The following is a 13,612-nucleotide window of genomic DNA, read 5'->3' as shown; positions in this document are numbered from 1 at the left end:
ACGGGAATTTTTTTATGAAAGATCCCCCTAAATAATTCGAGTTGCGTGAAGGCGGCGACGCAGTGACAAATCGGCTCTTGACCGATTTGAACAGCGCTAGCGCTGGCCCGGAGGGTGGGCCTTATTTATGAGGCCCATTAATCCCCAGGAGCTTACACAAGTAAGTGACTGGGGTGAGCGAGGACAAATCGGCTTAGCCGATTTGAACGCCGCTTGCGGCGGCCCTTAAGGGCGAGGCTCAGAGATGAGCCGAGTATTGCCAACGCACATGCAGCTTGAAGTATGAAGGGGGAATTAGAATCGGCCGATGGCGGCAAACTCCTGCGACTGAACCTTAAACTGTGCCATGCTTTCTGCCAGCAGACGGGCCTGATCTTCCAGTGAGCGTGTGGCAGCGGCGGACTCTTCAACCAGAGAAGCATTGTGCTGGGCAACCTCATCCATCTGCGATACCGCCAAATTCACCTGTCCAATGCCATTGCTTTGCTCACGCGTTGCCGTTGAAATCTCACGCATCAGCGACGTCACACGCGCTACCGCCTCAGAAACATCGTTCATCGTTTCGCCCGCCATTTTTGCCATAACGGTACCTTCACTGACGCGGCTCTGGGATTCTTCCATCAGCGTTTTGATTTCTTTAGCCGATTGCGCACTGCGCTGCGCCAGATTGCGGACTTCACCTGCCACCACGGCAAATCCTCGCCCTTGCTCACCCGCACGCGCGGCTTCAACCGCCGCGTTCAGCGCCAGAATATTGGTCTGGAACGCGATGCCGTCAATCACGGCCAGAATATCGGCAATACGTTCTGAGCTGCTGGAGATCATCTGCATTTTCTCAATCATACTGCCCACCGTATCGCTGCCTTTATTCGCGATATCAGACACATTTTGCGCCAGCGTATGCGCTTGTTCCGCACTCTCCGCGTTCAGCGCTACCGTGGCAGTCAACTGCTCCATACTGGCCGCGGTTTCTTCCAGTGATGACGCTGACTCTTCCGTACGAGCTGCCAGATGGGTATTGCCGGAAGAGAGTTCACGCGTACCGACGTCAATCTGCATACCAGCATCGCGGACGCGCCCCACGGCGGTCGCCAGTGAAGATTGCATTGCTTTCATTGCCTGAATCAGGCGGCCAATTTCATTATTCCCGCCGTCAGCGATGTGCTGGGTCAAATCACCACGGGCAATAAACTCCAGTTGGGTGACCGTCTCTTCAAGCGGAGACAGAATAGAGCGCTTCAGCGCAATCCAGGCAGCCAACACCAGCAGCAGAACGACGACACAGGCAATGCCAATGATCGTCAGACGTTCGAACGCAAAGTTCTCTGCTTCGGTGAGCATGTTTTCCCCCACTTCCAGGCCGAAGTCGCGGAATTCGTTCGCTACTTTGTCCATCTTAACGCTGAGCGGCGGCAGCACGTCCTGCAATAGCACGTAATAGGCGGCGATATCACCGCGTTTTAGCGCATCGACCATCGGCTGAACGCCAAGATTCATGTATTGCTCGTAGTTGCCTTTAACCTCTGCCGCCATTCTGGCACCACGTTCCGTTACGGTACCGTAGGAGAGAAAGCGCGCCATTTCTTTTTGCGAGAGCGCGGTGTAGGCCTCCGCTCGCGCAACCGAGGCATTTGCGAGATCGGTCAACCCGCTTTCCATCTGACGAGCGGCCAAGGCAGCCCCCGTTCTGGCTCGCAGCGACGCAGTGTAGCTCCCCGCCAGCGCCGTGACTTCTTTGCCCTGAATCTTGTCGATCGTAGTAAGCGACGTGATTCCCTGATTGATTGAGGTAATGCCAATTCCACAGACCAGCAACAACAGCAGTACCATCGTTCCTAACAAAGCAATCAAGCTCGTCTTGATTGTGATATTTCTTAACATTTTTATTTCCCTGATATTACAAATGATAAATAAATGCGGAGAAATGCTCCACATAACGTGATCTCGATCATGTTCCTATCGGTAGCAAGCCTGCTTTCTTTAAAGAAACTTTAGTAACGAAAGTATTTTTACTTAAACGACGCATGCGAGCGCATGGCGCCTCGGTACGCTAAAAATCGGGGACATTAAACGCTTTTTGGCTATAATGACGGCCACGCTATTTCAGGTTTTAAGAGAAGGAAACTGACATGAGTCTGAACGATGTTCCGGCAGGTAAAGATCTGCCAGAAGATATCTATGTAGTGATTGAAATCCCTGCGAATGCCGATCCAATCAAATATGAAATTGATAAAGATACCGGCGCGCTGTTTGTAGACCGTTTCATGTCTACAGCTATGTTCTACCCGTGCAACTACGGCTACATCAACCACACGCTGTCTCTGGATGGCGACCCGGTTGACGTTCTGGTTCCAACGCCGTATCCGCTGCAGCCGGGCTCAGTGATCCGTTGCCGTCCTGTTGGCGTGCTGAAAATGACCGACGAAGCGGGCGAAGATGCCAAGCTGGTTGCCGTTCCGCACAGCAAGCTGACCAAAGAATACGATCACATTAAAGACGTTAACGACCTGCCTGAACTGCTGCGTGCACAGATCGGCCACTTCTTTGAACACTACAAAGATCTGGAAAAAGGCAAGTGGGTAAAAGTAGAAGGTTGGGACAACGCTGCAGCGGCAAAAGCCGAGATCGTTGCCTCCTTCGAGCGCGCGAAAAACAAATAATCGCCGCGCAATATGCGTTACACCCCTTACGGGCTAAGATAGCGCACGATCAAAAACACCGCCTTACGCGGTGTTTTTATTTATAACGACCTTGACCTGATTAGCTACGTAACCTCAAGCCTCTTCTTCATCACGCTTCAACCAGTCACCGCTGGCTATACGCGTCAGCCCTACAACAGGGTGTTTGTACAGATAGATCCAGGCACTGCCCAAAGGCGTGGAAATCAGCTCACGCTGGTATTCGTGACCGTCCCGCTTTAACGCATCCAGCTCCGTCAATATCGACGAACTAATGCGATAAACCTCACAATGGATTTCTCCATCACCAGGTACTACTGCCGGATAATGGCCGAGATCGTACAGCTCGAAACCTGCGAGCTGACAATCCCCTAGCCATTGCGCATTTGTCATCCAATGACTATTTCCCTGTTTGCGTCGTAAACTGCCGTAAACAATAATTCGCATCGCTAAAACTCAAACTGATAGAGCACATCTAATGCCTGGCTAATTCCAGACACCGCTTCCAAGTATAGCTTTGGCATCAAGCGGTAACGCAGCGTTAACGTTGCCAAAGAATCGAATATGCCAACACCATATTTCACTTGCAGACCCGGAAGGACGTAGCCGCTGACGACAACCTGAGAATTATCGCCAACACCCTGTGTATCCAGAGCTAAATTACTTACGCCAAAGGCCTCGCCGATTTTACCCACAACTTGACCACTTTGTGCAACCCCTAAACCGACTAACATTGAGGTCATTGCCGAGCTATCGGCTCCACCGCTGTCCAAACCCTGTCCACGCAGCAGATAAGAGAGTGCTTCCTGCTGCGACATTGCCGGATCGGAGAAGACTTCCAGCTTCGGCGTGGCGGCCATGCCGGTGACACGCACCCCGGCGGTGACGTCATCAGCGGTGTTGTCTGGGTTACGAACGGCTTCGATATTCAGGATCGGCTGATCAGGCGGTCCAGAGAACAGAATCAGCCCTTTGCGGACGATCAGATCCTGCCCGTAGGCTTTAAAGCGGCCGGACGGAATATCGATTTGCCCGTTCAGCCCTAATCCGCGTTCGTCCTGAACCATTTTCAGGTCGCCCTGCAAGCGGGCAGCCAGCCCGAACGCATCCAGCCGCACATCATTTCCGACGCGGATTGTCAGATTGCTATTAATCGGAATCGCTGCACTGGCTTTCTTCAGCGGCTGGCGCTGGGCATCCAGCATCACTTCATCCGATGACACCGCCACCGCGCTTTCCGGCATATCTTTAACCACAATACGCGCCCACGGAATACTGACCGAACCGTTTAACGCAAACAGCTGCGGCGTAGCCTCGAAGACAATATCCGGCGAGACATCCAGCCGCGCCATCGGTGGAATCGTCACCCTCAGCTTCTGGCCTTTCGCCGCAATCCGCGCACGCCACGCATCAGGCCGCGACCAGTCGGCATTCCCGCCGAGGTTCAACTGTCCGTTATCCGTTTTCAGAAAGCCTTGCAGCGTTGATGACATCCCGCTGAAATTCACCGCCAGCCGCCCGTTGGTCAGATCAACCGGCATCCAGTTGCCATCAATATCCAATCGCTCCAGCACCATCTGGCCAAAGATCTGAGGACGTGCCGCATCCCCTGCCAAGCGCAGGTTCGCATTCAATATCCCTGCCGCTTTCTCTCCTTTACTCAACGCAGGGTTGAGCAAGGCCAGCGAAATATTGTTAATTGTGACATTGCCGCCGAGATTGCGCCGCCCTTGTGGATCGGTCACCTGAATATCACCGCTGAAGCGCCCGTTCTCGCGAATCGCCATCAGCCAGCCAAGCTGCGCCCGCCCGCGATCAAGCCCGGCATTCAGCGTAAAGGTATCGAAATCAATCGGCAGCGTGTTGCCCTGCATCTGCTGACGAACGCTCACACCATTGCCCACCAGCGACACTTTCGCCTGTGGTAAGCCTTGCCCCGCCTGCCAACTGATATCCGCACCACCGGTAAACGTCCCCGCCAGCACGGTATCTGCCGTCAGGAACGGCTTTAACATAGCGAGATCGAAACGGTTCAATCGGATACTTGCCTGTCCGCTCGGTCCGGCCTCAATCGCTTTCGGTACGCAAAGTTCTGCGTTCGGGTTACGCCAGCAGTGTGTGCCGATGGTGATCTTCTGCTGCGTATTCAGGTAGTCCAGCGCCATATCCTGCGTCAGACGCCATTCACCGACAGGGGTGTCGAAGCGGGTATTGTTCAGCGTACCGCGCCAGCGTTGTTCCTGACGATCGAAGCTGCCTGAAAGTGCCAGTTGCCCCGCGACGGGTTCACCCTGCATATTCAGCCGAAGCTGGTGCTGCTTTTCATTGCCGCTGGCATCCAGCGTCAACAGCGCAATATTCAGACCATCCTGCTTCAGCGCTTCGAGACGCACGGCCAGCTTGCCCTGAATCTGCTGTTCGGAGCGCACATCGCCTTCTACTCTCACCTGACTTATCGTTATTGCCTGCCAGCGCAGGCCGGAAGCGGTGATATCCGCCAGTATCTGCGGTTCACGCAGATTGCCGCGTAGCTTGAGTGTCCCGATGGCGCGTCCTGCCAGACCCGGCAACATACCGTCCAGCGACGGCGCATTGATATCTGCATCCAACTGCCATTTGTCGCTCAGGTCACCTTTGACATTCAACTGGTTGCGGCCTAATGCCAGATTCAGCCCTGGTATTGTCCACTGGCCTGCCGCATTGCCACGCAGTTCACCTCTGGCCGTGAGCTTATTCGCTTTCACGTTGCCATCCAGCCGCAGTTCCGGTACCTGCAACTGCCAGCTACCTCCATAGACGCTACCGCGCGTTGTTATCTTGCCATCTATTTTCGCAGGCCATTCAGGCCACTGTTTCGCGGTGTTAATCCCGTTCAGCAGCAGCTCACTGCGCCAGCTTATCGCTTTGCTCCAGTCGATAAGCGCACTCAGATCGGCATTCCCCTGCAACGCAGCCAGCCGCAAGCGGCTCAGCGTAAACTGCTGCTCGTTGCCTTTGCCATCCAGCAGCAGCGTCGCGGGAGGAATATCCGCACCGCTCAGATCGCCGCGCAGCGATAACGCATAGTCGGTCGCTTTGCCATTAAAACGCAGCCTGACGTTATTGGCCTGATACTGCGTTGTCCCCGTCAGCGGCCAGCGCACACGCTCGGTTTGCAACGTCAACGCCAGCGGCAACCCGGCTTCCGCCAGTTTGGTCTGCAAATCCAACTGGGCGCGCTGCGGCCCAGAAAGATTCAGTGCCACATTCAGCTGTTCACGCAGGCCGCCATCGACCGCCAGTTTCAACGTTTCGCCTTTGAGCGGCTCGACATTCAGCACGCCGTTCGCCGTCAGCGAGACGGGCCAGTTATCGCTAAGCGTCGCTTCACCGCGTACATTCAACCCGCCCTGCGGCGATTGCACGATCAGTTTGTCCAGTCGCAAATGCTGTTGCTGGGTCGACGCCTGTACGAACAGGTTATTAATCACAATGTCCTGATCGCCCGTCAGCCGCAGCTGTTCACCGTGGATCTCAACAATATTCAGATCCAACGGCAGCGTGAACTGCGGTAAATCCGGTAATAGCGGTTTGGAGAATAGCTCGCTCAGGCGTTCGCCCAGCGGCTGTTCAGGGACTGCCGGCTTGTCAGCGGCGCCATCCGTTTTTGGCGTCGACGCTGTCGGTATCGGTGTCGTCGTCGTGGCGGCCGCTACCGTATTATTTGCCTCTAGCACTTTATCGATTTGAAGCGTTTGCGAAGAACCTTGCTCAGCCGCCTCACGTACGTTCGCCGCCGTTTCTTTGATGACGGACGCCATTTCCGCCGCCGTCACTTTGCCATCTTCCAGCACATCGACAGGGGTTTTCGGTAAAGCCACCAGCAGTGCGCTGATTTTGGTCGGCAGCAGCGTCAACGCGCGCCCTTCCCACTGCATTCCGGTGCGGAATTCGCCCAAGGAAATCGCCGTGTCATCCACGGTAACCTGGACGCTATTGAGTACGAGTTGACGTAGAGAGATAGGGAAAGGTGCGGAGATTTCCGTGACTGGAGTCGAAGGCGGCGGTGGCTCTTCCGCCACAGGCAGGGCTTTGGTATCTACGATCACATCGACGCGGTTCGCCGAGAGATCGTTAATACACAGCTGACTTTTGCGCAGACACCCCAGCGCGAGCGACAGGTGAAATTCATCACTCTTTACCGTCACGCCCGGCATCTCGTAGCTGACATTTTTCAGCGTTAAATCACGCCAGCCGCCGCTCACGCTGGCAATGTCCAGCCCCGGCACCACGCGTGCTGCGGTATTCAGCAACAGGTGCAGACCCGGCGTAGTGCCCACCAGCAGCCCTATGCCAACAACAAGCAGCAACAAGAATGCGGCGATACCAATGCCGATGCGTTTCCACCAGCGCCCTTTTCGTACAGGCGTCGTCGGCACGTTATCCTGCGCGATGTTTTCTTCTGCCGCGGCATCCTGTGCTTTTTTTTCGTTTTTTTCATCCATCATAATTCAGGCCCCAGCGCGATATAGAACTGAACATCGTTCTTCTTCTCTGCATCGCCGATCGGCATGGCAACATCGAGTTTCACCGGGCCAATCGGCGAGGCCCAGCGTACGCCGACGCCCGAACCGGTCTTGAAATTACTCCGTTTGATGTCATTCACTGCTTCACCTGAATCAACAAAAACCGCGCCCCACCATTTTCCCGTTACGTTGTATTGGTATTCGAGCGAGCCGGTCGCCAGCTTGGACGCACCGGTCAGTTTGCCGTCGCTGTCGCGCGGCGAAATCGATTTGTATTTATACCCACGAATGCTGCGATCGCCACCGGCAAAGAAACGCAGTGAGGGCGGGACACGGGAGAAATTGTTGGTCTCAATCCAGCCCAGATTGCCGCGCGCCACAAAGCGGTGTTTGTCCGCCAGCGTACGAATCCAGACGTTTTGCGCCTGAACCACGGCAAAATCGATATCCGATCCCCAGAGGGTGTCTGAAACATCGATGGAATAGCGCTGCGTGTCGCCCCACACCGGCATCAGCCCGCCGCGTTGACGGGTTCGGTTAATGCTGACGCCCGGATAGATCAGCATCGTGGTATCCGTCACGCTCGCCTGCGTAAAGTGGTCGAGACTCCAGCGCAGATTAATCGCCCGTTGCCACCCGCTGGAGAGATCCCAGTAGCGTGCCACATTCAGCGTGGTGCCATCGGATTTGGTATCGTTGAGATCTTCGCGCTTGAAGCCGCCTTGCAGCAGGTAATACTGCTCTAGCGGGTTCTTCAATAAGGGGATTTTGTAGCTAAAATCAAGCGATTGCTCCGGCGCAGACACACTCAGGCTGCTTTCCAGACTGTGGCCCCGCGAATTCACCCAGGGCTTATTCCAGGTGGTTTTAAAGCGCGGGCCGACATCGGTCGCGTACCCCACCCCGGTTTCGATGCGGTTACGGGTTCGCGGTGTCACCACCGCTTCCAGCGGCAGCACCTTGGAGCTTTTCGACTGATCGAAATCGGGTGAGACCACGACAGAATTAAACCATCCCGTCGCAGAAAGACGACGGTTTAACTCACCGAGATCTTCACTGGTGTAGGCATCGCCTTCATGAAACGGCACCAGATTTTGCAGATAATCATCGCGGATTTGTGCGCCCTGAAAATGTACAGCGCCAAAGCGATAGCGTTCACCGCTATCAAAATCGATATCCCAAAACGCTTCTCTCTCTTCCCGCATAACGCCAAGCTGGCTTTGCTGGAAGCGCGCATCGAAATAGCCTTTGCGTAATGACAAACCGTTCAACCCGCTTTTAAAGCGATCGAAATCGCCGTGGTTCAGCACCGACCCGATTTCAGGGCGATCGTCTTTAACCAGCTGCTGGTAGTCTTTATCGTCATGCGCGCCACCGCGCAGGGTGATGTTCACTCCGGCAATTTTTACCGGTTCGCCGGGGGTGACGGTAGCAATTAATACGGGTCGCCCGCCATTAACGGCAGGCCGGAATTCAAAGCCAATCTGTGGATCGTAATAGCCAAGCGCGCGCAATCCCTGACGGATCGCTTCATCGACGCGCGAGCGGAAACGCCCGTCGGCATTCACCTCATCAACCGCAATGGTCGATAAACGTGCCCGAACATTTTTTTGTAGCTGCCCTTCCAGCCCCATGACTTGCAGACGCACATTCGCCGCCTGGCTCTCCGGTGCCAACAGAAGCAGCGCGCACATCAGGCCAAGAAACCGGTACCGTGGCGCACCACAGCCAGCAAAACTGTTTTTTTGTCCTGCTATGCCTTTTTGCCCGGTAACGCTTTTTTTTCCAATGAGACTGTTCTTTGAAGTGAAACGTCTTTTTGCAATGAAAGTAGTCACTGAGCTCCCTGATAAATCGGTCTGTCGCCTAAAACCTTGTCGTCTAAAACCTATAGCATGGCTTTTATCACTTCGCCCGCCGTGTTGACGGCCGCCGCTGTACGCCTACCTGACAATCCGCCACGTAGCGCCGAAATCCCCTAACAATTTTGTATTATCTTAGTGATAAATACTAATTTTTCATCTTAAGAATAGATTTTCAACTACAAACATCAATACGCGGCATTGCAGATAAACATTACCTTAACATTAAACCCCATTAAGATATAAAGACAGCTCAATGCTTCTTGGTTATGCTTTCCATGAAAGCGGGTTATTTACCCAGTCTAGCTGGAGTTAACAACGTGATGAGTTCGATTGATAAGACGCAGCGGATTACACAATCCGATGCTTTACCGGGACGTTCCACCCCCATGCCGGTGGCCAGGCTGAATGTCGTCCATGAGCATTCCATGACGCATGTGCCCGATCATATGTCCGTTGCTATTTTTGCGATGGGATGTTTCTGGGGCGTGGAGCGTTTATTCTGGCAACAGCCGGGAATCTACAGTACTGCGGCGGGTTATATCGGTGGTTATACCCCGAATCCAACCTACCGCGAAGTGTGCAGCGGGCAGACCGATCATGCCGAAGCGGTGCGTGTCGTTTTTGATCCTGCGGTTATCAGTTACGATCAACTGCTGCAACTGTTCTGGGAAAATCACGACCCCGCGCAGGGTATGCGTCAGGGCGGTGATATCGGCAGCCAGTATCGTTCCGCTATCTATACGCTCACGCCCGAGCAGGAACAGGCCGCACAGGAAAGCCTTCAACGCTTTCAAAAGGCAATGAGGGAAAACGGTGACGTCCGTGCTATCAGCACAGAAATTGAGCCTGCGGGTCCGTTCTATTATGCGGAAGACGATCACCAGCAATACCTGTACAAGAACCCGAACGGCTACTGTGGATTAGGCGGTATCGGTGTCTGTCTGCCTCCTCAGCGTTGACCACTGGCGGTAAATTCACCGCTCCTGCTATAATGCGCCCGAACCGGGCAGCGCGTTGCCCGGTTATATACCTTCAATAACTACCATAATGTGTTCACCTTTCTGAGGATCGCTGCGCTACTTTAGGCTCATGCGAAAACTTTAAAAATGATGTTAAACAGTCTATTGCTGATTCTTTGTCTCATAGCCATCAGTGCGTTCTTCTCGCTGTCCGAGATCTCGCTGGCGGCATCCCGTAAAATTAAACTCAAGCTGATGGCCGATGAGGGAAATATCAACGCCGATCTGGTGCTCAAGTTTCAGGAAACGCCGGGCATCTTCTTTACCGTGATTCAAATTGGCGTCAACGCTGTCGCGATTCTGGCCGGTATCATCGGCGATGCGGCATTTTCTCCAACGTTTTCTATGTTGTTTGAACGCTTCATGTCACCCGAAGCCGCCGATAAAGTTAGCTTCATCTGCTCATTCGTACTCGTCACCAGCCTGTTCATCCTGTTTGGCGATCTCACCCCGAAACGCATTGGTATGATTGCGCCAGAAGCCGTCGCGGTTCGCATAATCAACCCCATGCGCTTCTGCCTATTCCTTTTCCGTCCGCTGGTTTGGATCTTTAACGGATTGGCTAACGTTATTTTCCGTCTGCTCAAGCTGCCGATGGTGCGTAAAGATGACATCACGTCCGATGATATTTACGCCGTAGTAGAAGCCGGTGCGCTGGCTGGCGTCCTGCGTAAGCAGGAACACGAACTGATCGAGAACGTGTTTGAACTGGAATCCCGCACCGTACCCTCTTCGATGACCTCACGCGAAAGTGTGGTCTACTTCGATCTGCGCGAGCAGGAAGACAGCATTAAGGAAAAAATCGCTCAGCAGCCGCATTCCAAGTTTTTGGTTTGTGATGGCACAATCGATCAGATCGTCGGCTACGTGGACTCCAAAGACCTGCTGATTCGGGTGTTGGGAAACCAGAGCCTGACGCTAAGCAGCGGCGTGCAGATCCGTCCGGCGCTGATCGTACCGGATACGCTGACGCTGTCCGAAGCGTTGGAAAGTTTCAAAACGGCGGGGGAAGACTTCGCAGTCATTCTGAACGAATATGCGCTGGTCGTCGGCATCATCACGCTTAACGACGTGATGACCACCCTGATGGGCGATCTCGTCGGTCAGGGAATGGAAGAACAGATTGTGGCGCGTGACGAGAATTCCTGGCTGGTTGAAGGCGGTACGCCAATAGAAGACGTCATGCGGGCGCTGAATATTGATGATTTCCCGCACTCCGGCAACTACGAAACCATTGGCGGTTTCATGATGTATACGCTGCGGAAAATCCCGAAACGTACCGATGCGGTGCGCTTCTCTGGCTATAAGTTTGAAGTGGTCGATATCGATAGCTATAAGATCGATCAGCTGTTGGTGACGCGTCTGGAAGACCGCCCGATTGTCTCATCAAGCGTGAAGATCGATAGCGACGATTAACCGCCAGAAGACATGCCCAAGCAATCGGGCTTCATCACAAACCAGAACGGCCCGCTACGGGCCGTTTCTTTATCATTCATCCCATCTCAGCCTGGAGCCGGATGACCTGGCGATTCACTTCAGACATCACCAGAAGATGCTGCTTATCCTGTTTCTTTGGCAAAAGAATTTTGCCGTAGTCGAACTCAAAAGCACCAACCCCTTTAATGTACAGCCGCCCGCGAAACAGGGTTTTCACATATTTGGCGACTTTCAAAGGATTGTAACGTTCGAAGATCCTCATCGTTTTACTCTCCCGTTTTATTTTTCTACGCTCTCCCTTTCGCCAACATGGCTGAGGTTCTGGAGCGCTAATGAGATAACGGATACTGCTAATTAGTACTGTAAAACGGTATTTAGTTCCCCACTATTCAGTATTCTTAACTGCTTTTACAGATTTTTACAGAACAGTGTTTAAGTAAACCCTTAGTCATCAGTATAAACCTTCAAAAATAAGGGTTTTGTGCACTCTGGCACAAACCGTTTTACAGCGAAGCAGGACAGACCAGTGTCCTGAATCTACGCTTATTCCATAGCCTGACCTTTTCCATCATTAACATCGCATCGGGCCCCCACACAGAAGGACATACCATGATAAAAATACGTCACCTGCTCCTCGCGCTCTCTATCACGCCCTTGCTAGGGATTATCTCGCTCCCGGCCTCTGCCCATACGCTGGTACTCAATCAGATGGTTCCTCCTGTCGGCGTCGCAGATCGGGGAGAACTTCAGTACCTTAATAATCAGTTTAGTTATAAAAACTGGAACAGCGCGCAATTGCCCGGAAAAGTACGGGTGATACAGCACATAGCCGGCCGAACCTCGGCCAAAGAGATGAACGATCCGCTCATCTCCGCACTGAAGGCCGCTAACCTACCGCATGATTATTACCAAACGACGACAATCGTGAATACCGACGATGCCATCATCGGCACCAGCATGTTTGTGCGCAGTAGCCTTGAGGACAACAAGAAAGCATTCCCGTGGTCGCAATTTATTGTCGATAGCAACGGCAACGTGCGAAAAACCTGGCAGCTACAGCCCCAAAGTTCGGCTATCGCGGTGCTGGATAAACAAGGGAAAATCCGTTTCGTGAAAGATGGCGCGCTGAGCGGACAAGAAGTGCAGCAGGTGATGTCCCTGCTGCGCCAATTGCTCGAAGAGAAATAGGACGAAAACGCTTAGTAAATTAAAATAAAGAGACGCGAAAACCGGGGTTGAGGAAAGATTCACGTGGCGTATAGGACAACGGCTGCCCTTGCCAATCGTGAATCTGCGCCCCGGCAGCCACCGCCACCGCGTGTCCCGCCGCCGTATCCCAAATGTTCGTCGGCCCGAAGCGTGGGTAAAGCTGCGCTTCGCCTTCCGCCACCAGACAAAATTTTAGCGATGACCCAATCGCCACCGTCTGGTGCTCTCCTAACTGGCTAAGGTAATCCTTCAGTTCACTATCGGCATGAGAACGGCTGACCACCACCAGCGGCGGATGAGCCGGCTTCACCGTAATTTGCCGACGCTGGCCGTTCTCTTCTTTCCAGGCTTTGCCTTGTGCCGCAGAATACATCACGCCTGTGACCGGCACATAAACCACGCCCAGCACGGCCTGACCATTCTCGATCAGCGCAATATTCACCGTAAATTCACCGTTGCGACTCAGGAATTCTTTGGTGCCATCCAGCGGGTCGACCAGCCAATAGCGCTGCCAGTGCTGGCGAATTTCCCATGTTGGCGGATCTTCTTCTGACAGCAAAGGAATATCAGGGAACGCCGCAGCCAGCCCGTCCTTAATGACCCGATGCGCGGCCAGATCGGCGGCGGTCACTGGCGAATCATCTTTCTTGAGCGAGACATCCACAGGATGTTGCCCTTCGTAAACCTGCATAATGGCAGCACCGGCATCGCGAGCCAGTTGGCAAACAGTTTCTAACATGATCGACCTCGTCGTTATCGGTTACGCGTAACGCAGACTTCATCTCTGTCATTCATTATACATCTGTGAGGCAATCTACGATTATTGCCATTATTGATGTCATCCTCAGTATTTAGAGACGATAATCACTTTAACTTCATCATGATATGAAAGACACCCC

The 13,612-nt window shown here is 53.4% G+C and carries 10 protein-coding genes; 4 read left to right on the top strand and 6 right to left on the bottom strand.

The features are described from left to right. Positions 1-294: 294 nt before the first annotated feature. Positions 295-1,881 carry a methyl-accepting chemotaxis protein gene (locus AB8809_RS04450; RefSeq protein ID WP_180778654.1) on the bottom strand — a complete coding sequence of 529 codons (1,587 nt, stop codon included), beginning with the start codon at positions 1,879-1,881 and terminating at the stop codon, positions 295-297. Positions 1,882-2,129: 248 nt separating this feature from the next. Here AB8809_RS04450 and ppa point away from each other — a divergent pair, with 248 nt between their 5' ends. Then, entirely contained in the window at positions 2,130-2,660 is a 531-nt protein-coding gene (gene ppa / locus AB8809_RS04445; protein ID WP_015841559.1) for an inorganic diphosphatase, read from the top strand. Between the two features lie 114 nt (positions 2,661-2,774). On the opposite strand, the gene AB8809_RS04440 is transcribed toward ppa, so the two are convergent. From AB8809_RS04440 to AB8809_RS04430, 3 genes are read right to left on the bottom strand one after another with little or no spacing between them, the layout of a single operon-like run. After that, complete coding sequence (locus AB8809_RS04440; protein ID WP_015841560.1) at positions 2,775-3,125, bottom strand: gamma-glutamylcyclotransferase; 351 nt, start codon at positions 3,123-3,125, stop codon at positions 2,775-2,777. Positions 3,126-3,127: 2 nt separating this feature from the next. Continuing rightward, positions 3,128-7,165, bottom strand: a complete 4,038-nt coding sequence (locus AB8809_RS04435) for a translocation/assembly module TamB domain-containing protein (RefSeq protein WP_349854472.1) — start codon at positions 7,163-7,165, stop codon at positions 3,128-3,130. Then, a complete protein-coding gene (locus AB8809_RS04430) occupies positions 7,162-8,877 on the bottom strand; it encodes an autotransporter assembly complex family protein (protein ID WP_349854473.1) in 1,716 nt (571 codons plus the stop codon). The genes AB8809_RS04435 and AB8809_RS04430 overlap by 4 nt, the downstream gene beginning before the upstream one ends. A 491-nt stretch (positions 8,878-9,368) precedes the next feature. On the opposite strand from AB8809_RS04430, the gene msrA reads away from it, so the two are divergent. Both msrA and AB8809_RS04420 read left to right on the top strand, forming a co-directional pair. Next, positions 9,369-10,007, top strand: coding sequence for a peptide-methionine (S)-S-oxide reductase MsrA (gene msrA / locus AB8809_RS04425; RefSeq protein WP_349854757.1), 639 nt, complete (start codon positions 9,369-9,371; stop codon positions 10,005-10,007). A 150-nt stretch (positions 10,008-10,157) separates the two neighbouring features. Beyond that, positions 10,158-11,483 (top strand): hemolysin family protein, encoded by a 1,326-nt coding sequence (locus tag AB8809_RS04420; protein ID WP_043881983.1) that lies wholly within the window; start codon positions 10,158-10,160, stop codon positions 11,481-11,483. A gap of 76 nt (positions 11,484-11,559) precedes the next feature. Here the strand turns inward: AB8809_RS04420 and AB8809_RS04415 are convergent, their stop codons facing one another. Then, the gene (locus AB8809_RS04415) at positions 11,560-11,766 is read right to left on the bottom strand and encodes a DUF1107 domain-containing protein (RefSeq protein ID WP_005974755.1); all 207 of its coding nucleotides are present in this window, start codon (positions 11,764-11,766) and stop codon (positions 11,560-11,562) included. A gap of 347 nt (positions 11,767-12,113) precedes the next feature. Here AB8809_RS04415 and AB8809_RS04410 point away from each other — a divergent pair, with 347 nt between their 5' ends. After that, entirely contained in the window at positions 12,114-12,692 is a 579-nt protein-coding gene (locus AB8809_RS04410; RefSeq protein WP_015841565.1) for a YtfJ family protein, read from the top strand. Between the two features lie 19 nt (positions 12,693-12,711). On the opposite strand, the gene cysQ is transcribed toward AB8809_RS04410, so the two are convergent. Then, positions 12,712-13,452 carry a 3'(2'),5'-bisphosphate nucleotidase CysQ gene (cysQ, locus tag AB8809_RS04405; protein WP_349854474.1) on the bottom strand — a complete coding sequence of 247 codons (741 nt, stop codon included), beginning with the start codon at positions 13,450-13,452 and terminating at the stop codon, positions 12,712-12,714. Positions 13,453-13,612 lie beyond the last annotated feature (160 nt).

The organism is Pectobacterium aroidearum (genome assembly GCF_041228105.1).
In the GTDB taxonomy this organism is placed as follows: Bacteria; Pseudomonadota; Gammaproteobacteria; order Enterobacterales; family Enterobacteriaceae; genus Pectobacterium; species Pectobacterium aroidearum.
Note: the sequence above shows the minus strand (reverse complement) of the source record. Positions and strands in the feature narration are given on the sequence as shown.